Origin of the sequence: Paenibacillus motobuensis (assembly GCF_039521865.1) — a bacterium.
GTDB lineage: Bacteria > Bacillota > Bacilli > Paenibacillales > Paenibacillaceae > Fontibacillus > Fontibacillus motobuensis.
This window is the reverse complement of the sequence record NZ_BAAACX010000018.1, coordinates 295773-322190: the sequence shown is the minus strand read 5'-3', so window position 1 is coordinate 322190 and position 26418 is coordinate 295773. Positions and strand designations below refer to the sequence as shown.

18 protein-coding genes and 1 riboswitch are annotated in these 26418 nt (G+C 47.9%); of the genes, 8 read left to right on the top strand and 10 right to left on the bottom strand.

Features of this window, described 5'->3' with window-relative positions; genetic code table 11:
- Position 1: 1 nt before the first annotated feature.
- From ABD014_RS20730 to ABD014_RS20715, 4 genes are all read right to left on the bottom strand, one after another.
- Positions 2 to 862 carry an ABC transporter permease gene (locus ABD014_RS20730; protein WP_251417607.1) on the bottom strand — a complete coding sequence of 287 codons (861 nt, stop codon included), beginning with the start codon at positions 860 to 862 and terminating at the stop codon, positions 2 to 4.
- Between the two features lie 110 nt (positions 863 to 972).
- Positions 973 to 2625, bottom strand: coding sequence for an extracellular solute-binding protein (locus ABD014_RS20725; protein WP_343864406.1), 1653 nt, complete (start codon positions 2623 to 2625; stop codon positions 973 to 975).
- 303 nt (positions 2626 to 2928) lie between these two features.
- The gene (locus tag ABD014_RS20720; RefSeq protein ID WP_343864404.1) at positions 2929 to 4080 is read right to left on the bottom strand and encodes a Gfo/Idh/MocA family protein; all 1152 of its coding nucleotides are present in this window, start codon (positions 4078 to 4080) and stop codon (positions 2929 to 2931) included.
- Between the two features lie 423 nt (positions 4081 to 4503).
- Positions 4504 to 5541, bottom strand: coding sequence for a LacI family DNA-binding transcriptional regulator (locus tag ABD014_RS20715; protein ID WP_343864402.1), 1038 nt, complete (start codon positions 5539 to 5541; stop codon positions 4504 to 4506).
- Between the two features lie 318 nt (positions 5542 to 5859).
- Here ABD014_RS20715 and ABD014_RS20710 point away from each other — a divergent pair, with 318 nt between their 5' ends.
- From ABD014_RS20710 to ABD014_RS20695, 4 genes are all read left to right on the top strand, one after another.
- The gene (locus ABD014_RS20710; protein ID WP_343864400.1) at positions 5860 to 7605 is read left to right on the top strand and encodes an alpha-glycosidase; all 1746 of its coding nucleotides are present in this window, start codon (positions 5860 to 5862) and stop codon (positions 7603 to 7605) included.
- A gap of 334 nt (positions 7606 to 7939) precedes the next feature.
- Positions 7940 to 8974: a LacI family DNA-binding transcriptional regulator gene (locus tag ABD014_RS20705; protein WP_343864398.1), complete on the top strand. Its 1035-nt coding sequence runs from the start codon at positions 7940 to 7942 to the stop codon at positions 8972 to 8974.
- 132 nt (positions 8975 to 9106) lie between these two features.
- Complete coding sequence (gene pgmB, locus ABD014_RS20700; RefSeq protein WP_343864549.1) at positions 9107 to 9766, top strand: beta-phosphoglucomutase; 660 nt, start codon at positions 9107 to 9109, stop codon at positions 9764 to 9766.
- Positions 9767 to 9875: 109 nt separating this feature from the next.
- The gene (locus ABD014_RS20695) at positions 9876 to 12194 is read left to right on the top strand and encodes a glycoside hydrolase family 65 protein (RefSeq protein ID WP_343864396.1); all 2319 of its coding nucleotides are present in this window, start codon (positions 9876 to 9878) and stop codon (positions 12192 to 12194) included.
- A 61-nt stretch (positions 12195 to 12255) separates the two neighbouring features.
- Here ABD014_RS20695 and pulA read toward each other — a convergent pair whose 3' ends face one another.
- Positions 12256 to 14214 carry a type I pullulanase gene (gene pulA / locus ABD014_RS20690; protein WP_343864394.1) on the bottom strand — a complete coding sequence of 653 codons (1959 nt, stop codon included), beginning with the start codon at positions 14212 to 14214 and terminating at the stop codon, positions 12256 to 12258.
- A gap of 410 nt (positions 14215 to 14624) precedes the next feature.
- Between pulA and ABD014_RS20685 the strand changes: the two genes are divergently transcribed.
- Positions 14625 to 15317, top strand: a complete 693-nt coding sequence (locus tag ABD014_RS20685) for a DUF2628 domain-containing protein (RefSeq protein ID WP_343864392.1) — start codon at positions 14625 to 14627, stop codon at positions 15315 to 15317.
- A gap of 121 nt (positions 15318 to 15438) precedes the next feature.
- Here ABD014_RS20685 and ABD014_RS20680 read toward each other — a convergent pair whose 3' ends face one another.
- The gene (locus ABD014_RS20680; RefSeq protein WP_343864390.1) at positions 15439 to 16872 is read right to left on the bottom strand and encodes an NAD(P)/FAD-dependent oxidoreductase; all 1434 of its coding nucleotides are present in this window, start codon (positions 16870 to 16872) and stop codon (positions 15439 to 15441) included.
- A gap of 55 nt (positions 16873 to 16927) precedes the next feature.
- A riboswitch (purine riboswitch) is annotated at positions 16928 to 17027 on the bottom strand.
- A 253-nt stretch (positions 17028 to 17280) separates the two neighbouring features.
- On the opposite strand from ABD014_RS20680, the gene ABD014_RS20675 reads away from it, so the two are divergent.
- Both ABD014_RS20675 and ABD014_RS20670 read left to right on the top strand, forming a co-directional pair.
- Positions 17281 to 18600 carry a hemolysin family protein gene (locus ABD014_RS20675; RefSeq protein ID WP_343864388.1) on the top strand — a complete coding sequence of 440 codons (1320 nt, stop codon included), beginning with the start codon at positions 17281 to 17283 and terminating at the stop codon, positions 18598 to 18600.
- Between the two features lie 179 nt (positions 18601 to 18779).
- The gene (locus ABD014_RS20670) at positions 18780 to 19880 is read left to right on the top strand and encodes a C40 family peptidase (protein ID WP_343864386.1); all 1101 of its coding nucleotides are present in this window, start codon (positions 18780 to 18782) and stop codon (positions 19878 to 19880) included.
- Positions 19881 to 20107: 227 nt separating this feature from the next.
- Here the strand turns inward: ABD014_RS20670 and ABD014_RS20665 are convergent, their stop codons facing one another.
- Together ABD014_RS20665 and ABD014_RS20660 are read right to left on the bottom strand one after the other, a co-directional pair.
- Positions 20108 to 21445, bottom strand: a complete 1338-nt coding sequence (locus tag ABD014_RS20665) for a DUF4129 domain-containing protein (protein WP_343864384.1) — start codon at positions 21443 to 21445, stop codon at positions 20108 to 20110.
- Between the two features lie 134 nt (positions 21446 to 21579).
- Complete coding sequence (locus ABD014_RS20660; protein WP_343864382.1) at positions 21580 to 22557, bottom strand: NAD-dependent epimerase/dehydratase family protein; 978 nt, start codon at positions 22555 to 22557, stop codon at positions 21580 to 21582.
- A 133-nt stretch (positions 22558 to 22690) separates the two neighbouring features.
- Here ABD014_RS20660 and ABD014_RS20655 point away from each other — a divergent pair, with 133 nt between their 5' ends.
- Positions 22691 to 24001 carry a right-handed parallel beta-helix repeat-containing protein gene (locus ABD014_RS20655; RefSeq protein WP_343864380.1) on the top strand — a complete coding sequence of 437 codons (1311 nt, stop codon included), beginning with the start codon at positions 22691 to 22693 and terminating at the stop codon, positions 23999 to 24001.
- Between the two features lie 70 nt (positions 24002 to 24071).
- On the opposite strand, the gene ABD014_RS20650 is transcribed toward ABD014_RS20655, so the two are convergent.
- Both ABD014_RS20650 and ABD014_RS20645 read right to left on the bottom strand, forming a co-directional pair.
- Positions 24072 to 25343: a glycosyl hydrolase family 28-related protein gene (locus ABD014_RS20650; protein WP_343864378.1), complete on the bottom strand. Its 1272-nt coding sequence runs from the start codon at positions 25341 to 25343 to the stop codon at positions 24072 to 24074.
- A 197-nt stretch (positions 25344 to 25540) separates the two neighbouring features.
- A complete protein-coding gene (locus tag ABD014_RS20645; protein ID WP_343864376.1) occupies positions 25541 to 26410 on the bottom strand; it encodes a GNAT family N-acetyltransferase in 870 nt (289 codons plus the stop codon).
- Positions 26411 to 26418 lie beyond the last annotated feature (8 nt).

Here is a 26418-nt window from a genome sequence, read left to right as displayed (position 1 = left end):
ACTAGAAAATTCGATAGTTGGCAACTCGATAAGCTAGAATATATGACAATGACATGAAGATGAAGGAAACTACGGATTTCAGTAATCCTACCGCAGTAGCAAAGCCGAACTGCGCTTGCTGGATCCCCATGCGATATACAAATGTATCGATAATATCCGCACTTTCATATACTTGAGGACTGTACAGGTTGAATATCTGATCGAAGCCTGCATTCAGGACATTACCGATATTCAGGGTCATCATCAGAATGATAATCGGCATCATTCCCGGCAGCGTCACATACAGTGTCTGTTTGAACCGGCCGGCGCCATCGATCTCTGCAGCCTCATAGAGAGATGGATTAATGCCTGTCAACGCGGCCAAGTAGACAATGGTACCGAAGCCGAATTCCTTCCATACATCCGAGATAACCATCACATACGGGAACCAGGCGTTATCGCCTAAGAAGAAGATCGGTTTGGCTCCAAATAGTCCAAGCACCTGGTTAACAATCCCGGAGGAAGGCGACAATACATCGATCAAAATACCGCTGAGCAGAACCCAGGATAAGAAGTGCGGCAGGTAGACCAGGGTCTGGAATGTCCTTTTTACCCATTCTCTGGCAATCTCATTGAGCAGAATCGCCATCGTAATCGGCACAACCAGGCCAGCTACTATTTTCATAAATGCAATAAATATCGTATTGAAGAAGATGCGGCCGATGTCCGGGTATTCAAGCAGCAGCTGGAAGTTGGACCAGCCGATAAAAGGTGACCCGAACAAACCGCGATTCGGAATATATTTCTGAAAGGCCATCATAATTCCGGCCATCGGTATGTAGCTGAATATAATCAGCATCGCCAGTCCAGGGATCAGCATCATATGAAGCGGCCATTCTTTTCTCCATGTCCGCGTTATAGTCTTCACTCGTATCACCTCTTTGGAATAGAAAGAGGGATTGAGTCACCCAACCCCTCTATACTGAATGTGCTTTATTTATGATCGGCGTACCATTCGTTCACTTCTTTAGTCATTTCATCTCCGCCAAGCTTCTTCCACTCGGCAGCAAATTTATCAAATTCATCGACGGAAACTTGATTCATAATAATTTTAAAGAACACTTCGTCCCGCTTCTTCTTCAGGATTTCCTCCCGATCTGCCATAGTCGGCGTAGGTGCACCATAAAACTTGTTTTGCAAATAAAGTTTCTCTTCCTGTACCTTTGGAACGATCGAGAACGCGCCATTAGGACCAGAGATTAAATATTCCCACCACAAGCTTGTATCTCCATCCAAATATTGCATAGCTCTTCCATAACGAGTTCGCTGATCTGCGGTCTCTAGAATGCTTTCATCCTTGTCAGCAATTGCTTTCGGCAAGATGGCTCCGTTATTGTCTGTTTGGTTGCCTACGCGGACAGGGCTGAGCAGCCAATAGTTGTTCCCTTTCTCCTTGCGATCTTTACCGTACATATATATCTTTTGATCTTCTGTCGGATCGAGTGCGTTATCCACCACAATCCACTGATTAAGCAGCTTAATAAAACCTTCCGGATGCTTGGCTTGCTTCGCTACGACATAATATTCGTCCGCACCTAGGCCAATTTGGTTCAAGGCTGGATTGCCGTCTACTGAAGGTATTGGATAGACCCCCCACTCCTGAACAACCTTGCCATCCTTAACTGCACCTTTGACAAGCTGTGCTGGCACCCAAGAAGCACCATATACAAGCCCAATTTGATTATTGTAGATTAACTCCGCTTCCTTCTCTGCATCCTTAACAGCAAATTCCGGATCAATCAGGCCTTTCTTGAACATATCCTGCAATGCGGCAAGAGCATTTTTCATTTCAGGCTGAATATCGCTATTCACTAAATTGCCGTTCCCGTCTTCGATCCACATGTTCTCGTATGCATGGTAACCGTTTAGGAAGGCTCTAAGTCCCGTCACGCCTGTATCGACATTAAAAGGATCTTTACTAACGGCAAGGCCGTACGATTTACCGTTTTCAGTTCTCTTTGAAAATGCCTCAGAGATCTTCATCAGATCATCCATCGTCTTCGGTTCAGGAAGATTCATCTCTTTCAGCCAATCTGTACGAACGTATAAGAATTGGAGATATAGAGGGTTAGACGATCTCGGAATTCCCATCAGCTTGCCGTCGAACATAGCAGATTTCATCTGCATGCCGCCATCCTTCTGGAAGAATTCCTTCGTTTGATCCGTTGCATACTGCTCGTATATATCCGTCAAATCCATAATCATATCTGCTTCCGTTAATTCTTTTAGCTGAGTTGCGTTGACTGGCATGAAATCCGGCAGATCATTGGAAGCGATCGTCATCTTAACCTTCTCTTTAAATTGGCTTGTGTCCGTGATCCATTTATTTGTAATTTTCACACCAATGTCTTTCTCGTACTGATCGTAAACCGCATTCTTGTCGTACGTCTCGCCTTCATCAAACTTTAAATATTGGTCACTCGGTACTACGGTCGATACTTCGACCACTGTATTCGGATCCTCTTGCGCTGCTGAAGTTTCCGGCTTCTGTGGCTGCTCAGCTTTCTCCTCAGCTTTGCCACACGCTGTAAGCGCCAGGCTGAACACTAATGTTAAGACTAGAAGCATCTTTGCCTTTCTGTTCATATTACCCCTCCATATGACTTTTTGAGTTCACTACTGCTTTCTTAATTCAAGTATAGAAATGTAAACGCATGCATTCTATATACTTGTGTTGACATTGATATACAGATCTTGACCCCGGAACTGCCTTAGGGATCCTCCTAAATCTTACCTGGGTAGCAAGCTGTAAGATTTTAACGCGTGCCCAGAATCATTTGTTACAACCCCTAGTTCCCTCTTCCATAAGTAAAAAAAAGGCCGTCCTGCGCCGTTTCAACAACGACGAGGACAGCTATATATAAAGGGTGTGGACACATAGTTAAAAAATCACTGTTCCATGAATTCAGGTGCAGGGGATATCTGAACAACCTTACCCCCGGCACGAATTGACTCTGTCGCAGCGCAGCCCACAGCTACGCTCATTCTTCCCGCGATTGGAGTAGCTACCGGTTGTTTGCCATCGAGAATCATATCGATGAAGTCCTTGCAAATATTCGGATCTGCACCACCGTGGGAGCCTTCGGCTTCCTTGATATGATAGACGCGATCGGAGAGTTCCCTGGCATTGTTCGAAAGTCTCGTCTTCACATATACCTTATTCTCAGGCTCGCTATTCTCCATCCGACCTTCCGTACCAATGAACACATAATTGCGCTGATAATCCGGAGTAAAATGACATTGAAGATACGAGGCTTTGATGCCGCCTTCAAGTTCCATGATAACCATATTGTTATCCTCGACATTCACCTCTTCGCGGAAGGCGCATTGAATAAGTCGTCCCGGACTTGCTTCCGTGCAAGTCTCCCGCTCGCTGCAAGTTGGACAAGTCAGATCATTAGGCTTATCTCCGCCATAGAAATCCAGGCTGCCGAACGCGCTAACCTTCGTTGCATATCGGCCAGTGATCCAGTGAATGACATCCAGATCATGCGATCCCTTCTGGAGCAGTAGTCCGGTCGTATTCTTAGAATTGGCATGCCAGTCATGATAATAATAATAGCCCCCAAGTCCGACAAAGTGACGCACCCATACGGCCTTGATCTCGCCAATCACACCTGAATCAACGATTTCCTTCATCGTGCGGTACATGTTCATATAACGCATGTTGAAGCCGACCATCAGATGCTTGCCGGATTCCTTCCATGCTCTTAATATATTGTCACAGCCGTCCACTGTAATCGCGAGCGGCTTCTCACAGAACACATGCTTGCCTGCCTTCAAGGCCGCTATCGCATGCTCCTCATGACAATAATCCGGCGACATGACAGCAATCGCATCTATATCCTCACGGGCAATAAGCTCACGATAGTCCGTCGTTACGAACGCATCCGGATTTACATCCTCTTTGAACTCCCCCAGCTTCTTGGGATCGACGTCCGCCGCACCGACAACAACCGAGCGACCCTCCGGGTTATGCCAATACTTCGCAATGATACCTCTTCCTCTTGCTCCAATGATCCCTAATCTGACTTGCTCCATATGTACGCTGCCTCCCATATGTAGTGGTAGAATGAAAGCTTGCTGGCAGAGATGTGGACCTGCAGATCAACACAATTCGTACAGCTTCAGCGCAATAAGTGATCATGCAACATTAATGCAAATTAGTGCAAAAGTTGCGCAAATAACGAATGAGTTAACTAGATGAGTCGTCCTTCTCTGCTAATATAACATACGATCCTGGGAACTGTAATATCGCCAGGTATATCGTATGACCGCAATAAAAATTGCAATTCAACAGCATTATATCGCCATTCATCATAACGCTTACATCATACATCCGTCGATTTGCTGAGTCAATACATTTGCGCAAATTAATTATAATATTTATTTATTTGGGGCAAATTATTGCTTAGAAAAAAGGACCTGAATTTCGACAATACCCCGTCGATCTTCACAGTCCTCTTATTTCATGGGATGAACTGATTGCCGCTTTTTAAGCTGAACAGGAACTTGCATTCGAAATGGAAATGGATAGGCCTCCTCCATGCTGTCCACCATTATTCTGGCTGCTGCATAGCCCATTTCATATTTTGGAACTTGCACTGTCGTTAATGGCGGCGCTGTATATTTGGAGAACTCAATATCATCTATGCTGACAAAAGACATGTCCAAAGGCAGGCTCATCCCTACTTCGGCAGCTGCCCTCATTGCTCCAATGGCCAGCATATCGCTGGCACTGAACATCGCTGTCGGCCGTTCAGGCAGATCAAGAAGAGCCTTCATTCTCTGATAGCTCTCATCCGCGTCCCAATTAGCGTTAATGACCCACTCGTCCCGGTATTCCAATCCGTGCTCCTCAAGTGTTTTGCGATAGCCAGCATACCGCTTCTCCCGGTCCAGGCTGCCCGATAAGCCGATCCCGCCAATGAATCCGATTCTTGTGTGGCCGCGCTCGATCAGATGTTTGACTGCTATTTGGGCCGCCGCGACCCGATCATAGGTAACGACCGGAATATCCGGGTCATTCACATCGATACCTACGAGCAGCGGAACCCGTCCCTTGAGCCGCTTATAGAGTTCCTTGCTTAACCCCTCGATGCAAATAATGCCCTGCAGATTCGTCACTTCCAGCATAGATTCCAATACAGCTTCGTTATGCAGTTCAGCTTGCGTATGTAAGAAGGCCATAGATAGGCCTCTTTCCAGCAGCTTCGCTTCGATCCCCTGAATAATCGGGGAGAAGTAAGGATGATTGTATTTGTTATCCTGCAGCGCTAATATACATCCGATAGCGGGTCTAGCCAATGAAGCATCCCTGCCCTGCTTCGTCTTGGCAGACTTTGTCCTGCGGGTTGAACTATAGTCCATTTCCTTAGCAGCCTTCCATATCTTCTGCTTCGTCTCTTCACTAATCCTTCTGCTATCATTCTGATTAATGACCCGCGACACAGTCGAGATGGATACACCTACCCGTTCTGCAATTTCCTTCAGTGTAGTCATGTGCCCCTCCGATCCTATTTCCAGGCTTGTACGCTCATAGTCGTTGGTACCTCCCATTATAACGAGCAATATAATTTAGTAAAATAGGTAGTTCGAAAATGGAGTTGCCGAACCTCTCTTGTGCAAAGGTTTGAACAATGCTATAATCCAGTCGAACAAATCATTTTTTATGTTACATATGTGGCCCTTGTATAGGGTCATACAATTTGAAGGCACTGTTATCGTTAGGATACATCCTCGGCCCTAGTTTTTTCGGCTTTGGAGTATCTTTTTTTGTTTTTATCACAACCTATCATAACAGAATCAGGAGGATTACTTATGTTGCTTGAAGCAGTTTACCACCGTCCTAAGCTCAACTGGTCCTACGCTTATGACCAAGGGACGATTCATCTCCGCCTTCGTGCCAAGAAGGGAGATCTATTACAGGCTTTCGCTTTTGCTGGCGATAAATATATGTGGGATCAGAGCAAGGAACTGGTTCCTATGCGGAAGCTGATTAGCGATGAAATGTTCGACTATTGGGAATGTGCGATCAAACCAACGTATCGCAGACTCAAATACGGATTCCTGCTCAAGAGCGCGGATCAAGAAATGTGGATGACAGAGGATAACTTCTCTCCCGAACGTCCAGAAAATCCGGATCGCCTATTCGAATACCCCTTCCTGAATCCGGCGGATGTGTTCACTGTCCCGAACTGGGTTAAGGACGCTGTGTTCTATCAGATCTTCCCGGAACGCTTCGCTAACGGCAATCCGGACAATGACCCGGAGGGTGTGCTTCCTTGGGGCGGTAAGCCAGAGCGCCACAACTTCTTTGGCGGAGACCTACAAGGGGTTATTGATCATCTAGATCACCTGAGCGAGCTCGGCATTAATGCCATTTATTTTACACCGGTATTTGAGGCGACAACCAATCATAAGTACGATACGACGGACTATATGAAGATTGACCCGCATTTCGGTGATGTGAATACGATGAAGAAGCTGGTCAAGGCTTGCCATGAGCGGGGAATCCGGGTAGTGCTGGACGCAGTGTTCAATCACTCTGGGCAAGCTTTTGCCCCATTTCTTGACGTGCTGGAAAAGGGCGAGAAGTCCCGTTACAAGGATTGGTTCCATATTCATCAGTTCCCGCTTGATCCGATCCGTGGCCTACCGACCTACGATACCTTCTCGTTCGAGCCGATCATGCCGAAGCTGAATACCAGCAACCCGGAGACGAAGCAGTATTTGCTGGATGTCGCTGAATTCTGGATCAAAGAAGTGGGCATTGACGGCTGGCGACTTGATGTAGCGAATGAAGTAGACCACCAGTTCTGGCGCGAATTCCGCAAAGTGGTTAAGAAGGCGAATCCCGAAGCATACATTCTCGGTGAGATTTGGCATGAGTCTTCTCCCTGGCTGCAAGGCGACCAGTTCGATGCCGTAATGAACTATCCGTTCACCAATGCGGTAATTGATTTTGTCATTCGGCAAAAGATGGACGCTCAAAGCTTCGCCAGTGTCATCGGCAAGCAAATTTCCCGTTATCCGCAACAAGCGAGCGAAGTGGCCTTCAATCTGCTGGACAGCCATGATACTCCCCGCTTGTTGACCCTGTGCGATGATAACAAGGATCGCATGAAACTGGCTGCATTGTTCCAATTCACTTATATGGGCACGCCTTGCATTTACTATGGAGATGAAGTCGGCCTTGACGGTGGACCGGATCCAGATTGCCGTAAATGTATGGAATGGCGCCCTGAGCATCAGGATCAGGACTTGTTCGACTTCTATCGCAAGCTGATCGCCTTGCGCAAGGAGCTGGCTCCGCTGCGCACCGGTACAATCCGCTTCCTAGAAGCTGAGGAGTATGGCTCGAAGCTCGCCTATGAGCGTAAGCTCGGCGGAGAATCGGCAATTGTATTGCTTAACAATTACGACGCCGGCCAAACCTTCGAGATCGACACGACAGATAAGCTATGGCTGGACAAGATCAGTGGTAAGGGTTATACAGCAGCTGACGGCAAGCTGATGGTAAGGCTGCCTGCTTATGGCTACGCCATTCTAACATCGGAACAATAAGCAATTCATTCACGCCCCCTCCCATACTATAGACATTGAACTAATGATTGTGCGGATACAGGCAGCCGGGTGAAATGTTCAAAGCTTCTCTTCTTTTGAATATCGAACCCTCTTGCCTAGTCCCTGCCCTTTCTTTAGTTCAACATCTATAGCCGCATTAGGAGGGGGCTTTATTTTAAAGAGAAAGTCTTCTCGAGGCATTAAGCGTTTATGACGGATGTTTGAATACGCAGGCCATTAGCGCAAACGATACCACTAATCCTATTTACATTCGATGCCGTATCGATTAATATTACTGTGTAAAGCAAACGGTTCCACAAAGGAGAGTATTTCAATGGCCGTTACGATCAAGGACGTCGCCAAAAAAGCAGGAGTATCGCCCTCCACCGTGTCCCGGGTGCTATCCAACCATCCCAGAATAAGCGCAGAAACCTCAAGAAGAGTAAGAGAAATTATGGAAGAGCTCGGCTATCATCCGAATATTATGGCTAAGAGCCTCGTATCCCGGACGACCAACAGCATTTGCATTATGCTGCCGAAGTCTGCCGAAGAACTGTTCTCCAATTTCTTCTTCATGGAGTTGATCCGTGGTATCGTTACCCAAGCTAACCGTCAAGGTTTTGATGTGCTGCTGAGTTCCGGAGCCAATGAGAAAGATGAGGTTGAAGGGGTAGCAAGGCTCTTGAACGGACACCGGGTAGATGGGGTGATCTTACTCTATTCAAGAACTGACGATCCTGTTGTCGATTTTCTATACCAAAATAACCATAAGTTCGTCCTGATTGGGCGCAGTGAGCAATACGCCGACATATTATCGGTTGATACAGATAATGTACAAGCCTCCTACGATGCTACGAAGCATTTGATCTCGCTCGGACATCAGCGGATCGGATTTGTCAGCGGTCCTCCTGAGCTCGTCGTATCCAAGGATCGCTTGCAAGGTTACCTGCAGGCATTAAGCAATGCCGGGCTGGAATCGAAGCCGGAATGGATTGTCGAAGGCGAATTCCTACAGGAGAGCGGGTACCGGGCCATCTCTTTCTTTATGAATCTTCCCGACCGCCCTACAGCGATCGTTCTGGTCGACGATGTCATTTCCTTTGGCGTATTACGGGGATTGCACGAGCTCAACTACAAGGTTCCTGACGATCTGTGCCTGGTAAGCTTCAACAATATTCCGCTGGCGGAGATGTCTACACCCCCGCTGAGCAGTGTCGATATCGGCATTTATAATATGGGATACACCGCTTCCCAGATGCTGATTCAAGCGATTCAACACAAGGACAACGATAAAGTAACAGCAAGATATGTCATTCCACATCGCCTGGTTGTACGCGAGTCTTCTATATTCTCCGTTCCTAAGGCTTGATGTTCGGATTGTCCCCATTCTACAAAAATAATGGAAGCATTCGCGCTTCTTTTATTTTTTGATATTGATTCAAACGTTTGCGCAAATTTGTAATTCACTGTTATTTCACTATTCATTGCAGGAGGAGATATGATGAGTCACATTCAAGCATGTCTGTTCGACCTCGACGGTGTTCTCGTAGACACCGCCAAGTACCACTATTTAGCCTGGAAGCGGCTGGCCAATGAGCTGGGCTTCGATTTTACGGAGCAGGATAACGAAAGATTAAAGGGCGTTAGCCGTATGGCCTCGCTCGACATTCTGCTAAGTATTGGGAAGCTTACATTGGAGGATGCTAAGAAGCAGGAGCTGGCCGCACGCAAGAACGATTGGTATGTTGAATCGATATCCCGGATGGATCATACGGAAATCTTGCCAGGAGCGTTGGAATTTCTGCAAGCCTGCCGGGAGAACGGACTTAAGACCGCTCTGGGTTCAGCCAGTAAAAATGCGATGACCATCCTGAACAATACAGGACTGACCCCCTATTTCGATGCCATCATCGACGGCACACATACTTCCAGTGCCAAACCTGATCCTGAAGTGTTCCTACTGGGAGCTCGGGAGCTTGGCATATCCCCAGGAAGCTGTGTCGTCTTCGAGGACGCCGAAGCCGGGATTGAAGCAGCGGGCCGCGCTGGTATGAATTGCATCGGTATCGGGTCACCGGCGACGCTTAGCCAAGCTGACTTCGTGATCGCTTCCCTCGCCGAGATGACCGTGGAACGTCTAGATCAGCTCGAACAAGCTTAAGGATCCTCCAGGAGACAGGGTAGGCAATAGGACTTGTTGATATGATGCATAGCTTTGTTCACCACTCATTAAACATATAAATGACAGTTATGAAAAGGAGAAGATCAACGTGAAGCAATATTTGAAATTAGATGAATGGTCCATCATCGAAGAGTCCTTCGACCCGCAAAACCATGAGATATCCGAGAGTATCTTCAGCATCGGCAACGGATATATGGGACAACGGGCCAATTTCGAAGAGCAATACAGCGGCGCAAGCCTGCAGGGCAGTTACATGGCAGGAGTATATTATCCGGACAAAACCCGCGTAGGCTGGTGGAAGAACGGATACCCGGAGTATTTTGCCAAAGTACTGAATAGTACGAACTGGATCGGAATCAATGTCACGATCGATGGCGCTGCGCTTGATCTGGCGGAGTGCGAGGTCAAGGACTTCGTGCGCGAGCTGAATATGAAGGAAGGGTATCTGTCCCGCCGTTTTACTGCTATGCTGAAGGACGGCAAAGAGGTGGCCGTGGAAGCAATCCGCTTCGTCAGTGTCAAACGCCATGAGATCGGGGCGATTCGCTATACGGTAACGCCGCTCAATTTTAGCGGGACAATCACGCTAAATCCATATCTTGACGGGGATGTACAGAATAAGGACTCCAACTATGAGGAGAAGTTCTGGCTGGAGGTAGAAAAATCTGCCGAGCCTGAGCTTTATTATCTAACGGTGAAGACGAAGAAGTTGGACTTCCATGTGACCTCGGTAATGTCCTTCGATGTATTTAAGAATGGAGTCAAGCTGGATATCCAACCTAACGTAAGTGAGAAGGAAAAATATGTTGCCGGTGAAGTCAGTGTTGAGGCGCATGCAAATGAGCCGATTACTTTGTTCAAATATGTAGCCAATGTGACCTCTCGTGATCACGGATTGGGCGAATTGGTCCCAGCTGGCAAAAGCCTGCTCTCGGCAGCGAAGCAAGCCGGATTCGATACCCTGCTCAGCGAACAGGCTGCCGGATGGGCGGATAAGTGGAGAGATAGCGATATTATTATCGAAGGCGATGTCTCGGCGCAGCAGGCGATCCGCTTTAATATTTTCCAATTGAATCAGACTTATAGCGGTGAGGATGACCGCCTCAACATCGGTCCGAAAGGCTTCACAGGTGAGAAATACGGCGGAAGCACTTATTGGGATACAGAAGCTTACTGCATTCCTTTCTACCTTAGTACCGCGGATTCCCATATCGCCCGCAATCTCTTGATCTATCGCTACAAGCATCTGGAGAAGGCTAAAGAGAATGCGAAGAAGCTCGGCTTCACCAAAGGCGCCCTCTACCCGATGGTAACGATGAACGGTGAGGAATGCCATAACGAATGGGAGATTACATTTGAGGAAATTCACCGTAATGGTGCGATTGCCTATGCGATCTATAACTATGTGAATTACACTGGCGACTTCGCCTATCTAGGCCAATACGGACTTGAAGTGCTGGCTGAGATCTCCCGCTTCTGGGAGCAGCGCGTGAACTTCTCCAAGGCCAAGAACAAATACGTCATGCTCGGCGTTACCGGACCGAACGAATACGAGAACAACGTCAACAACAACTGGTATACGAACCGGATTGCCGTCTGGACGCTCGAATATACGCTGGAGGTTCTTGAATACCTGAAGGCTAATGAGTCGGACAGATATCAGGCTCTGATCGACAAGCTTGATTTGCAGGAAGAAGAGACGAAGCAATGGCAGCATATTATCGACAATATGTATTATCCGTACGATGAAGAACGTAGTGTGTTCCTGCAGCAGGATGGCTTCCTAGATAAGGAACTGATCGCTGTGAAGGACCTTCCGGCTGGAAATCTGCCGATCAACCAGAACTGGTCCTGGGATCGTATTTTGCGTTCCTGCTTCATCAAGCAAGCTGATGTCTTGCAGGGCTTGTATTTCCTTGGCGACCGTTATGATCTCGATACGAAGAAACGGAACTTCGATTTCTATGAGCCGATGACGGTACATGAGTCCTCCCTGTCCCCTTGCGTGCATTCTATTATTGCCTGCGAGCTCGGTTATCAGGAGAAAGCCTATGAGATGTATCTGCGGACGGCCAGACTCGATCTGGACAACTATAACAACGATACAGAGGATGGCTGTCATACGACCAGCATGGCAGGCACCTGGATGTCCATCGTACAGGGCTTCGGCGGGCTTCGCGTCGTTAACGGTGAATTGGTTCTGCGTCCTTTTGTACCCTCTCATTGGGACAATTTCTCGTTCAAGGTGATGTTCCGTGACTCACGTCTGAAGGTGAACGTAACCGGAGACAGCATTCATGTCATTAATGAGACCGATGCTCCTGCGGCAATCAGCGTATATGACACGAGCTATACCGTGGACGGACATGGCGAGATCAAGCATCAGAGCGCCTCGTCAAACTTATAAAGACAAACTTAAAGGGACATTCCTGAATGCAGATTCAGGAATGTCCCTTTTTTACTTATTATCAAGCATGAACGGCCAGTACAACTATACCTACTCCATGTACTTGAATTTGCTGCTGCTTCAGGGAGATGACGTGCTCTTTGCCGAAATGCACTTCCCAATCCCCAAGCTCTGGAAGCTGAAGTGTAGTCGGTTCTGGATTCGCATTGTACAGAACATACAGATGACGATCCGGATCACCTCCAGCATGATTGCGCAATGTATACGCGATGGCATGATCCGGCGCTTGTTCGAAATGGAGATGCCTTCTGATCTCTCGCGCCGTTCTCAAGCGGAAGGCCGGGTGCGACTGACGCAGCTTAATCAGGCTGCACATATACAGGACATCGCTCTGGTGCTCGGCACAGCGCTGCCAATCCATCTGATTAATCTCAATCGAGGATTTGTAGCTGTTCTCTACCCCCTGCTTCGTGCGCATGAACTCCTGTCCAGCATGGATGAACGGAATGCCTTGGCTCGTCAAGACGATCGCCGAAGCAAGCCGGTGCATGCTGCGCCGCTCCTCATCCGTATGGCCATCCGTAGAGAGCACTAGCTTATCCCATAACGTATGATTATCATGGCATTCGACATAGTTGACTGTCTGATCTGGCTCAGCAGCATATTGTGCGATTACACCCTCGTACTTGATCCCGCCGACAATCCCTCGCTTCACCTGCTCTTCGAAGCCGCATCCTAGACTAACAAATCCCTCCAGGCCATATACGAAAATATCGCCCTTCACCGCATCCCGGAAACCATCATTGAACTGGCCAATCCGCGGAAGAAGCGCAGCATTGCTCTGATTGGCACGCTGGGCCTCTGGCAATACTGTGTCCATCACCCAGCCTTCTCCGATCATCATAATGGAAGGATCGATCTCATCGAGGCGACGCCTGATCTCATTCATCGTAGCGATATCCATTAGTCCCATCAGGTCAAAGCGGAAGCCATCCATATGATACTCCTGCGCCCAATATACGACCGAATCGACAATGAACTTGGACATCATCGCCCGCTCCGAAGCGCATTCATTTCCGCAGAAGCTGCCGTTAGAGAAGGTTCCATCCTCTTTATAACGCAAATAATAGCCGGGTACAAGCTTGGTGAAGTTGACCAAGTATCCATCATAGACGTGATTGTACACGACATCCATAATGACCCGGATTCCGCGGTCATGGAGCGCCTGAATCGTCTGCTTCAGCTCCCTGATTCTGAGCTCCGGGGAGTAAGGATCCGTGGCATAGGAGCCTTCCGGGACATTATAATTTTTCGGATCATATCCCCAATTGTATTGTGGAAGTTCCGGCTTCGTCTCATCTACGCTCTCCGTTGCGTAATCATATACCGGCAGCAACTGCACATGGGTTACACCAAGTCCAGAAATATAATCGAGCCCTGTTGGTATTCCATCCGGTCCTGTCGTACTGCTCTCTGCCAAACCAAGGAACTTCCCTGGATAGCTGCTTCCGCTCTGCGGATGAATCGATAAGTCCTTAACATGAAGCTCGTAAATCACCGCATCGACAGGAGCTGCCAATAGAGGCCTATCTTCCGTCCAGCGCTGCGGCCGAGTGCTGCTCAGATCGAGTACAACCCCGCGGTCCCCATTGACACCAACAGCTTTGGCATAAGGATCAACCGCCTCATTCCACTGACTGCCGACCTGCACGCCGTACGTATAATACCAATGATTGCAATCCCCGTTCACCGAAAGGACCCAGGTCCCACGAACGTCACGAACCATCGGCTTGCGCTCAACAAGCTCTCCATCCGAGCTATCATAGATCATCACGCTCGCTTCAGAGGCCGTTGGTGCCCACAATCTGAACGTAGTCTGCTCCGGTGTATAGGTAACCCCTAAATCATCGCCATCATAGTAGAACACTTCGTCAAATTTAGGATCAAACACAGAAATTCCATCCGTTACAGTTAGATCCCCATAATCCATAACAACATCCTTTTCCTTCTGTACCGACACTGGCTTCACTCCTATCTCATGAAAGTGTGAAAGTGCGAGAAAATCGAGAAAGGTCTATCAGATGCCAATGTATCATATGGCAACAAATCCCTAAAACGTTCCGCTACCTCCAGGGCCTGTCTAGTAAGGAATCAATTGCACATCATAGTTACCAGACAGGTTGTCCAAAAGACTGTATATCATGCATTCTAGCATCGTTTTTAACTTTGGGCAATCGTTTGCACGAATGTGTTATCAAACCGTCATACCTAGATCGACAACGCTTCCATTCATCGGCTGTACGATAAGCCATTCATTTTTTTCACCAAACCCTTCAGACCTCTTAAAAACATCCACAGCCGCTCCGATAAATATAAAGATATAGTTCTTTGGAACCACCTATAAACTTACAATGCAGAACGGAGGCCTCTATGTATTGCACAAATTGCGGCGCAGCTCTGGAGAAGACTGACAAATTCTGTTTTCATTGCGGGACCGCACAGAGAGAACGAGTCATTGCAGATAGGCAGCGCCTACCTGAGCCTTCTGTATACACACAGCAGGGTCAAATCGTATTGGATGAGGAGCTACAACTGTTCATCGGGAAGAACGCAGCCAGCTATTTGAATAAATGGAGGCAAGCTTCCCATTGGAATTGGCCAGCCTTTATATTCGGACAAAATTGGCTGCTGTACCGAGGCATGTACTTATACTTCTTCCTCTACATGCTCCTTGCGCCAACGATCATCGGGATTGCAGCGGTGATTCTCTCTCCCGGCTATACGTTCTCCATAGGAGCATGCATCACAATGTTACTGGTTGGTCTTTCCCTCCAGGCAGCCTTCGCCTGCATGGCGAATCAGCTATATCTGTATCACGCGAAGCATAAGATCAGCGCCATCAAGCAGCGATACCCGGATCATCGTGAGCAACAGGAAGAAGCCATCATCTCTGCCGGCGAGACGAGCCTGTACATACCAATCGCCCTTGCCTTGCTTCCGTTGCTAATCGCTATCGTAGTTAGCATGTTCAGCTACGTGAATATATATAAGCGAATCCAGCAGGACCTGCAATTTAACAGTATGGAAATCCATAGCAACTCGATCCGTGGAGCTTCTACCTAAGATCAACCTGTGATTTTCCGATTCAAGATTTTTTGGCTTCCAATATGCAAAAAAGGGCCACCATCACCTGCTTCTCTGTGAGTGGCGGTCCTTATGAAGTTGGTATGTCACTTCGGCTAGCCTAGTTCATCTTCTCCATCATACTACGGGCGATCCATACCCCTGCAGCCCCTGCCTGCGCCAGGCCACGAGTAATTCCAGCTCCATCCCCGCCGCAGAACAAGCCGCTGATCTCCGTCTCCAGCCCCTCTGAGAGCTTCGGACGCGCGGAATAGAATTTTGCTTCAACGCCGTAGAACAGCGTATGTTCTGAAGCGATTCCCGGCGTTACTTTATCCAGTGCCTCAACCATTTCGATCAGGCTCTTCATCGTATTATATGGCAGGACAAGCCCCAGATCACCAGCCACTGCCTCTTTCAATGTCGGCTCCAGGAAGCCCTCCGCGATCCTTCCAGCCGTCGATCTTCTTCCACGCAGAATGTCGCCATATTTCTGAACGATTACTCCACCGTTGGACAGATCATTCGCTCTCTTGCAAATCTCGCGCGCATATTCATTCGGCTTGTCGAACGGATCGGTGAACTTATGAGAGACCAGCAAGGCAAAATTGGTGTTCGCCGAGCCTAATGCCGGATCTTTATATGAATGGCCGTTTGCCGCCATCACTCCCGTATGATTCTCGACAACCACATGCCCGGATGGGTTGCTGCAGAAGGTGCGAACTCGGGTCCCCACTGAGGTGTTGAAAATAAACTTTCCTTCATATAGGTGTTCATTAATTTCCCGCATTACAATGTCTGAGGTCTCCACACGCACCCCGACGTCCACTTGATTATTCGTCATCTTCAATCTGCGCTTCTTCAATATTTCCGACAACCACACCGAGCCATCTCGCCCCGGGGCTACCATGACCTGATCTGCCTCGTACACCTCACCGTTCTTCAGAACAATACCCTGTATCTGATGTTGCCCGTCCTGTTTGACAGTAACTATATCTTCAACTTCTGCTTTGAATAGCATATCGATCCGGGATTGCAAATATTCATAAATGGACTTCAATATTTCCAGATTCTGCTCTGTCCCCAAATGGCGTACCTGGGCCCGAAGCAGCTTCAATCCGGCAGCATACCCACGCTGTTCAATGCTGCGGATGGCATCAGTTGTCGGATCGGTGATCGTCGTTGTCGCCCCATGATCGAGATTGATCTGATCAACATATTTAATCAACTCAAGCACTTTAGACTGGGGTAAATAATCACTTAACCATCCGCCGAATTCAGTCGTAATATTGAACTTGCCGTCACTATAGGCCCCTGCTCCACCGAACCCGGCCGTAATCGAACACGCAGGCAGACAGCCGGCAAATTCCTTACGTCCAGCTGCTGGCGGACAAAGTGTAATCTTCTCCTCAAGAATCGGACAACGGCGGCGATAAATGTCATGTCCCTTATCTACCAGCAGCACCTTCCAATGTGGTGCCTTCCTTGTAAGCTCATAGCAAGCAAAAATACCGGCTGGTCCTGCCCCAACGACGATCACATCATATTTACTCATATATGTCCCTCCTGAAGTCAGAAAAATAGCAAAAAATCCTGAGTCTATGAATAGGTATACGAAACATACCTATCGTAGCCAGGATTTTACGGTTCCTTGTAGAGACCCTCAAACCATATTATTGAGGATATACGAAATCATGTGCCAAACATTTAGTTTTTCATCAACAATTACAGCTTACCAAATCAGGCGAATAAGTCAATAAGAGATTGATGATAATATTCGTATTTTCACATTTAATTCATAGTTTATTTTGTTTAATTATTATTTTCTCTACCAAAACACGAACATTAATTACATGCCAATCCTCTATCTATCATGTTAATTCGCAAAATATTGAGCGATATTATATAATAATATTGATATTCATTTTTATCATTTTATAAATAAAAGGAGTAGATGTAGAGAATGGACAGTGACAGGCTATTGGGTTTAAATTTGGTTATGGTGGCGATTCTGATCGCATTAACGGCGTTCTTCGTTGCGGTAGAATTCGCGATCGTCCGCGTAAGAGAGAGTAGAGTGGATCAGATGATTCTGGAAGGGAATAAGAAGGCACTCAGTGTCAAACAGATCATCACTCATCTGGATGACTATCTATCTGCTTGTCAGCTGGGAATTACCATCACAGCTCTCGGACTCGGTTGGCTAGGGGAACCAACGGTGGAAAGAATTTTGCACCCTCTATTCCACAGCCTCCAAATACCTGATGCAATTAGCAAGGTGCTTTCATTCATCATCGCATTTGTTGTCGTCACTTATTTGCATGTCGTCGTCGGGGAACTGGCCCCTAAGACAATCGCGATCCGCAAAGCGGAGACCGTTGCTATGCTAACGGCTAAACCGCTTATTTGGTTCAATAAGATCATGCGCCCCTTTATCTGGACTTTGAACGGATCAGCAAATCAGCTCGTTAAATTGGTTGGCATTAAACCAGCCTCAGAACATGAGGAAGCCCACTCTGAGGAAGAATTGCAGATTATTATTAATGAGAGCTTTGAGAGCGGCAAGATCAATCAGAGCGAATACGGCTATGTAAACCGGATATTTGCTTTTGACAATTTATTAGCCAAAGAGATTATGGTGCCACGTACCGATATGGTGTGTTTATATACGGAGAAATCCCGCCGGGAGAATCTAGACATTATCAAGGAACAGCAATATACCCGCTTCCCGGTCGTACGCGGGAATAAGGATAATATTATCGGGTTTATTAATACGAAGCAGTTCTTCCTTGCCTCCGAGGATAACCCTGATCTGGATATCGCTTCGATTCTACAGCCTACCATGGCCGTATCAGAAGTAACTCCAGTGAATGAACTGCTGCAGAGAATGCAGCGTGAGGGTACCCATATGGCGATTCTGATCGATGAATATGGAGGAACCGCCGGACTCGTAACTATCGAGGACATCCTCGAAGAGATCGTTGGCGAGATTCGCGACGAATTCGATAAGGAAGAGGAACAACCGCTCGTCATGGTCAATGAGAATCATGTCATCGTCGATGGCAAGGTGACGATTAACCATATTAACGATCTATTTATGGCTGATATTAGCACCGACGATGTCGATACGATCGGTGGATGGCTGTTCGGAACGAATCCCGAGATGAAGGTTGGAGAGACACTTGAGCATGAAGAACTGACCTTCAAGCTGCTTGAGAAAGAGCCCAACCGATTCCGCAAACTGGAGATCATTAAGCTGGTTCCCGAACAATCGGGAGTCTGATCTAAACATACTAAGAAATCCACTATCTATTTGGGCCAGCCCCCTGTCTTACAAACAGGGGGCTGGCCTTTGTCGTTAAGTTATGGCCCCCCTTCATTATTACCATCATTTGGAACCACAACTAAACCCATCCGCTTTCGTCCAATTAAGTAACAAATAACGACAAGGTGATGAATAACATGACAACACAAAAAAGCGTACTTTATCTTCTGCTGGCCGTGTCCCTGTTCTATTCGACTCCCGTTCATGCCGAATCCTCAAGCGAGGCCCATACGGTTGCGACCAGCCCTGTGATCGATCCAGCGGCCAATCCTGCAACCGATTCGGTTTCCGGTCTAGTATCGGTTTACTTAGACGGACGACAATTGCAGCTCGAGACCAAACCAATCCTGGTACACGGAAGCGTACTCGTTCCGATGCGCGGACTGTTTGAAGCCCAAGGCGCTAAGCTGGCTTGGGAGGATAGCAGCAAAACAGTCACGGCCACCAAAGGCGAGTCCAAGCTGATTTACCGCATCGGAGAGCCGGTTGCACAGTTGAATGGACAAGCCATCAACCTGACTCTCCCGGGGCGGATTGAACACGGATATTCGCTAGTCCCCTTACGCTTTGTCAGCGAAGCGCTTGGCAGCTCAGTAAAATGGGAGGCGGATACCAAAACGGTTATGATCACTTCCGCCCCCCCGATCAATTACGAAACCAGCATTCTATGGGGCGTCAACCTGCGCAGCGCACCGGATGCGGAGAGCCAGACTTCCGGGGACTTGCTGCCTGCCGGGAAAAAGGTCCACGTCGTTCGCGAAGCCTCCCCATTCTGGCTGGAGGTGCGTACTACCGATAACCGGTCCGGGTATATTTCTGCCAAGCCCAAATATACCGATTATTCTAGTCCTGCCCTGCGGGAGGAACAGGCGAACGAGCTCCTCGCCTACGGTATGAAGTATCTGGGCACACCCTATGAATTTGGCGCCTCGCCGGATCAGACGCAAACGTTCGACTGCTCATCGTTCGTCAAGCGTATTTTTGCAGATATCCTGTCGATCGATCTTCCACGGGTCTCTTACGACCAAGCCAAAGAAGGCAAAGAAGTCGGCTTGAATGACCTGCGCAAAGGGGATTTGCTGTTCTTCGATTCACGGGGGTTGGACATCGGCCATGTAGCCATCTATGCGGGCGACGGCCAACTGCTACACACTTACTCCGTCAAATACGGTGTTCGTTTAGAGGATTTCTCCGACTCTTGGAAGAAGCGGTTTGTCACCGCACGGAGAGTGTTTTAGAACAAGATAACAAAACTGTATGGGAAGCATTATTTAAAGCGGTCGTTGAGTGGATGTTGCGACCACCTCTCCCTATTATAAAATTAAGAAAAACCGGAGGCTTTGCCTCCGGTCCTCTTTACTTTGAGCGAATTCGGAAATAGGTGTTCTGTCCCATATCGGACGACTAGAGATGACGCCCAGGCTGGGCGTACAACGCAAAGAACGGCCGCTTCCCAGGTTTGTCATCATAAATTCAACATCCGTCTTATATCAGCTACCTCTTCATCATCAGGCTCCTGTCCACCGTACCTGACCCGATAATAAAGCATGATTAGCGGCTCTATAGCGGCCCTGTAGGACGCCTGCCCAGACTTCCCTCTCTGATCCTTCTTCTCATTATCATCATGGGGCAGCATATCCCGGGCCATTTCCAACGGAGTAAGCCCAGGCTTTAATTCGCTGCCTTCGCTGCGCCTGGCTAAGAGAAAACGCCGATACAAAAAACGTACTCTCTCCTGATTGCTATGCATATCCTCATAACGTTCCTGACGCCGTCCGAACCGGGACAAGACCGTCCGCCAATGCCCCAGTCTCTGCTTCCTCTCTTCCCAGGAGAAGATCGAGATCTCCTCGTCACGATAACCCTTATTCTCACCGGCCAGGTCCTGTCTGCGCAATAATGCAAGTATGCGATCGATGCTGCGCTTCCAGAAGCCTCCGGCATTTTTATACAACCAGTAGAGAGCAAAACCGATCATAGCTGCGATTACGGCTCCGCCGATCACATAGAAGAGGATATCCAGAATCTGTGATAGCAAGCCCGGCTTCTGCACTTCCCCTGGGAAGAACATGGCCGGCGGCTCCTGAACCTCTTCCGGCTCCAGCTCCTTTGGCTCTCCAGTTGAGCGCGTCAGCCAAGCGAAGATATATCTTACGAATTTCAATAACAGATTACCGATCCAACGCCCGGCTCCCGCAGCCAACAAGACGACAAGTCCGAGAATAATAACAATAAAAAGCGTATTATGTCGGCGCAAGCCCCTTGGCAGCGGAGAATGGTCGGACAACGTCGTATAACGCAAATATTCAGAATTCGTAGTGAACAGTGCAATCGCCAGGCAGCCTACCCCGAACCAAGTGATCAGACCAAGCTCTCCGTGCAGTAGAGCAACGTGGGAATAGACGATCCCGGCCACAAAATATAGCGCAACCCCATACCAGTACAGCTTGGCCACACCGGCCCGATCGGTAGCGGTCATACCTTGCAACGCAAATAGCGCTGCGCAGAGCCCGATTAAGGGAGAGAAGCCTGCTGACCCACTTGATAAAAACACAGCAGCACAGGCCGCTCCGACCAGAACAGCGGCTCCAAGCTTTTTCCACAATACAGGGACATAACTGCGAATAGCTACGCCGAGAAAAGAAACAAACGGCAGTATCACCAGCCAGATTAAGGGCAGATACTGCGGACTTAGAACCATAATTCCGGCAAGATAGATCGGCATCAGCACCACCATCTCACCAAGGCAGGACAAGCATAATTTCAACGTTTTTATGATGTAAGCGTTACCCGTATTTTCCATTTAGAAATGCCCTCCATCGTCATTGCCATCGCATCGGCGTCAAATGGGTGCTTCAAGCTAAATCATAGCACAGCTATAGACTTCCAAACAATGACAAAGGGTTCTGCCTCAGATAGAGGAAGAACCCTGAATTACTAGATCGCTGTAATTTTACTATAGTCCTGAAGACTCGTCGTAAATGGCTGCCCTCTTTTCTTCTTGACCCCGTACTCATGTATGGTCATGGCCCGAAGGCCCTCTTCCAATGAGTACGACGGGGACCAGCCAAGCAGATTCCTGGCCTTATCATTACTCAGAATGCTGCGATCAATATCTCCTGGCTTCTGAGGCATAAATTGAACGGAAATGTTATGCTCGCACAGCTGCTGTAATATTCTACTTAACTCAAGTAGGGAAAGTCCTACCCCACTGCTTATGTTGAAAATCTGTCGTGAACCAGCACCCAGCGCTAGTACATTCGCAACAGCTACATCCCGAACATAAACGAAATCCCTGGTCTGGCGTCCATCACCGTATATAATCATCGGCATTCCTCCAGCCATCCGCTCGATGAAAGCCGTCATCACACCGTCCTCGCCGGTTCGATGCTCACGCACTCCATATACATTCGCATAGCGAAGGATAGTATAATCAAGATGATACTGATCCGAGAATGAACGGATATAGTTCTCTGCTACATATTTCGACAACCCATAGAAAGATTGCGGGGCAAGGGTACACTTCTCCTCAATCGGATAAATACCGGGGTTCCCGTATACAGCTGCCGAAGAGGCAAACACCATTTTCCTCACCTTGTACCGGACACACATGCGAAGGACATTAATCGTCCCCACAATATTCACTTCGGCATCCAGATGGGGATTCTCGAAGGAGCGGGGCACGCTAACCTGGGCGGCCAGATGGATACAATAATCAGGCTCCTCCTTAGCGAAAACTTGCTCTAGATCTTCCGACACAATATCGACCTCATAGTAGGTAACCGACTGGTCACAGGGCAGCTTATGATCACCTCGTCGCTGATCGACTACAATGACCTGATAACCCTGTTCGAGCAACTGGCTCACGGTGTGGCGGCCGATGAACCCTGCTCCCCCGGTAACTAACACCTTCATCTTCTTCTACTCTCCCATTCTTCAATGAAATCCGTCTCAACACTTTATGAATGAGAGGATTAAATTATGCTTTACACACATATTCATAGTTCAGATTCAATCTTTTATAGATGTGCGAAGGAGATTAGTTATTATGGCATTTAAAATATACCGGGGAAGTTCCTTACTCCGGCGAAATTTATTTAAATCAAGGTTCTTAATATACTTGTTGCTCTTCTCTCTCTCAGCTATTGTCGTTCTTGCTATAACCTCTCCCTATCGCAATATGACCATCAATATTATGCAAGCCGGGGCACGTGGAGACGGCATCCGTGACGACAGCGCCGTGTTCATTCGGGCCCTTCATCAGGCAGCTGGACGTAAAGGTTCGACGAGAATCATAGTGCCTGCAGGAACCTATCTGCTAAATGTGAAGGAGCCGCTTGAGCTATCCAGCAATACTCGCCTCATTGGAGAAGACAAGCCTGTATTAAAATTTATAGCCCAGCCGTCAGAAGCCTTTGGATATGAAGCAATCCGCATCTCTGGTCGGGACGTGCTTGTCGATGGCATCGAGCTAGATGGATCAGGCAGCTTCATCCGCGGCATCGGCATTCATCCTGGCTCAGCAGACGTCACAATTGCTAACTCGGTCATTAGAAATATGAGACAAGCAGCCGATCCGCAGAGCCCACTCTATTCGGCGGTCGTCTCCGGCATCATGATCTACGGCGATACTGAGGACATTAAGGTGATCACCTCGCTCATCACGGACATCAGCGCGATGCACTCGCAGCCGGTTGCCCGAGGGATCATGGTCTGGAATGGATCAGGGGCGTCTCCAGCCAAGCGTGTGACAATCTCTGGCAATGAGATCTCATATATTACTCCACGTGAGGATGCAGACGGCATCTTCTTCGATGTCCCCCCTAACCTGGCGGAGCTGTCCGACTCGATCGTTGAGAACAACAAGATTCATCATGCCGCCAAAAGAGGGATCAAGATCTCCGCTCCCGGAGTGATTGTGCGGAACAACTACATCACTAACTCTTATTCGGGGAATAACCGTTATCTATTTGACCCAGAGCAGCCTCTATCCCAGGATATGTACTCAGCAATCTCTATCTATGCGAGCCATGTCACGGTCAGCGAAAATCTCATCAATGGCAGAGGGAGCTATTATGCTGCGATTGAAGCAGACTTCGAAAATCTAGATCGTATCGTTATTGAGAATAATCGGATTGATGGAGAACAAACAGAGCAAGCGGAGGAAATGACGACAGGAATTCGCCTTGGAGCGTTTGATAGCTCTAATGTCCGGGGCAATGTAATTCGTAATGTAGGAACAGCCATTTATATCGCAGGTAGGGATACGGATCACGATAACAATGTGCTTGGGAGTTTGTTGTCAGAGAATGACGTAGCTGGTATTAAAAATAGAACAGCACCTGCCAACCCCAAGTAGAATGACCTTGGAAGGCAGATGCCTTTATGATCAAAATCGCGCCATGCCATAGTAAGCGAGAACTCCTCATTTATTTGACGACGATATTTATCGCTCTGGGCGGAATGACGATCTTCGCTTTGCCCGCCGTTATATTGTTGCCAATACAAGTAATATTCTTCTGTACATATCCGCTTAAATACGTTGTAAGATCAATCCCCGTGCCTTTCTTCACAACAATAGAGTTGCTCTGGATCGTACCCTGATCGGCATTCTGCCATGTCCAGATTCCTCTCTCCCCATTGCTGATATTGTTATTCAGCAGCTGGAATCCTCGAATATTCCCCAAGCGAATCGCCGTAGTTCCCGCAATGTTGCTCTTGTCACCCATACTGATTGAATTGCCCTGAATCAATGTGTTCTCAATCAGATTGCCGGCACTCACCTCAATCGCGGCGTAGAAGCTGCCAGCCCCGTTAATGATATTATTCACAACCACATTGTTGCTTCCATATATGCTTATCGCCGAATACATATCCGGGGCAAGCGTGCCTTTCTTCGTGCCTTTATAATAATTGTTGTTCAAGAATGGGTTCTCAATTTGATTGCTCTGGATTTGCATCCCTTGGGCATAGACCTTGATCGCTCTTTTACTGCAATAAGTGAACCGGTTGTTGGCGATCACACTGCCGGTATTCTCACCTAGGTTATTATCCATAGCCGGGTCCTCGTAATAAATGCCGTCCCCGTCATCCGCTGGGCTAATATGGTGAATATAACAGCCCGATATCAATATTTTCTTGCCGATTTTCTCCGTACTGCCCCATGTCGTCGTCACGAAGATGCCTCTGGCGATCAGACTTCCTTGAGAGACATTAATGGCTGAGACGTTATAAATTTCCGTGTTGGAGATCGTAACCGAGTTCGTATTGCCGTAGATTACGATCCCGGACACCACCCCGACGTAATAATCGCTCTTCTTATCAGTACTGTGCGTGGCATTGGCCACAGAAGAGTTGTTAATCACAATATTAGAGCTGCCTCCGCCAATAGCCAGCACCCGATTCACGCGATTATTCCCATCCAATGACACGTTGTTAATATTGATATTGCTTCCCTGTACCCTGATCATATCCCAGCCAAACCCGCTGGAAGCGGCCTTAATGACCGATGTCTTGCCATTGCCAAGAATGGAAGTATTCGTCCCTACCGACAGCGTCCTTGCCGGATCTATAATATACACCCCGTCTGGGAAATAAACTGTATCCTTGCTTTGGGCTGCCTGCTGCAGTGCTCTCTGAATAACTGCTGTATCATCCGTCTTTCCATCTCCCCGCGCTCCTGCTCTTTTTACGTCAATCACGCTAATCTCCTCCCGCTAATGCGTTATAACGAGCACTGCTGCATATTGAGCCGCGAACGTATCTTTAGTTTTATTTAATAACGGGAGATAAAATGGAACAATCGGCATCTGACCTACAGGTTGGCCTAACTATTGTGGAGATTATTCGAAATTTGCTCGGCTTCAGCAATGATTGAGCAGGATTGCCACCCCGTATTTCAGAGAAATCGGTACATTTCATACTGCTGGATCGGGTCCCTTTGAAATCCTAGATGCTGCAGGAATCCTTGCAACCCGGCGTTATTGGAAAATGATATCTGTAGCCGCGTTAAAGCTAATTCATGAATGGCGCTATTCAGCAGCATTTGGGCTATTCCGCGTCCCCGTTCATTCTTATCAACCATCATTAGACTGATTCGCCCTTGACGGGTAATAGCCAAAACTGCGCAGGGATTGCCGTTCATCCAGGCCCCATAAAATACATATTTGTCCGATCGACTAATATAATCGAGGTCATTTTGCCAGTTCAGATGGAAATATTCCCGTCCTTTTATTGCTTCCACGAACTGATGATTATCAAGCTGTGTGATACTAGCTATTCCATGACCTGGTGCATCCATTTGCCTTATTGCAGCTAATCTAGATAAATCCGTCAGCGTATAATAAGACAGATCATACAGCCTCTGATATCCATGATGGTTATAGAAGGCTATCGCCCGGTCATTCCCCTGAATGACCTCCAAATACAACTGGCGACAGCCTCGATCAACGGCCTCCTGGTGATGCAGCCAGAACAACTCCTTGCTCACCCCTTGCCCACGTAAATCAGGACGGACAGCGAGCGCACCGCAGCGCATCGTCTGTATCCCTTCGTACGGCTTGATCCCGCCAAGTATGATGCCGACCGCTTCATCCCCGGACATGGCTACAAAAGAATGCTCACGCGCATTTCCTTCCTGGCCGAAGAAATGGGCGGCGAACTGGTCCATGGTAAGGTCAAGCTTAACGATATAGTCGACAAATCCAGTTTGAAAAGCGGAGAACAACACTTCCATATCCTGTTCCGTACCGCGATAATATTGGAGCATCCTCTTAC

Bases quoted from the DNA above. Each gene is read 5' to 3' on its own strand.
- ABD014_RS20655 (WP_343864380.1), top strand. From the start codon at position 22,691: ATGGCATTTAAAATATACCGGGGAAGTTCCTTACTCCGGCGAAATTTA.
- ABD014_RS20665 (WP_343864384.1), bottom strand. From the start codon at position 21,445: ATGGAAAATACGGGTAACGCTTACATCATAAAAACGTTGAAATTATGC.
- ABD014_RS20710 (WP_343864400.1), top strand. From the start codon at position 5,860: ATGTTGCTTGAAGCAGTTTACCACCGTCCTAAGCTCAACTGGTCCTAC.
- ABD014_RS20670 (WP_343864386.1), top strand. From the start codon at position 18,780: ATGACAACACAAAAAAGCGTACTTTATCTTCTGCTGGCCGTGTCCCTG.
- ABD014_RS20675 (WP_343864388.1), top strand. From the start codon at position 17,281: ATGGACAGTGACAGGCTATTGGGTTTAAATTTGGTTATGGTGGCGATT.
- ABD014_RS20715 (WP_343864402.1), bottom strand. From the start codon at position 5,541: ATGACTACACTGAAGGAAATTGCAGAACGGGTAGGTGTATCCATCTCG.
- ABD014_RS20725 (WP_343864406.1), bottom strand. From the start codon at position 2,625: ATGAACAGAAAGGCAAAGATGCTTCTAGTCTTAACATTAGTGTTCAGC.
- ABD014_RS20660 (WP_343864382.1), bottom strand. From the start codon at position 22,557: ATGAAGGTGTTAGTTACCGGGGGAGCAGGGTTCATCGGCCGCCACACC.
- ABD014_RS20685 (WP_343864392.1), top strand. From the start codon at position 14,625: ATGTATTGCACAAATTGCGGCGCAGCTCTGGAGAAGACTGACAAATTC.
- ABD014_RS20645 (WP_343864376.1), bottom strand. From the start codon at position 26,410: ATGCTCCAATATTATCGCGGTACGGAACAGGATATGGAAGTGTTGTTC.
- ABD014_RS20720 (WP_343864404.1), bottom strand. From the start codon at position 4,080: ATGGAGCAAGTCAGATTAGGGATCATTGGAGCAAGAGGAAGAGGTATC.
- ABD014_RS20705 (WP_343864398.1), top strand. From the start codon at position 7,940: ATGGCCGTTACGATCAAGGACGTCGCCAAAAAAGCAGGAGTATCGCCC.
- ABD014_RS20730 (WP_251417607.1), bottom strand. From the start codon at position 862: ATGATGCTGATCCCTGGACTGGCGATGCTGATTATATTCAGCTACATA.
- ABD014_RS20680 (WP_343864390.1), bottom strand. From the start codon at position 16,872: ATGAGTAAATATGATGTGATCGTCGTTGGGGCAGGACCAGCCGGTATT.
- pgmB (WP_343864549.1), top strand. From the start codon at position 9,107: ATGAGTCACATTCAAGCATGTCTGTTCGACCTCGACGGTGTTCTCGTA.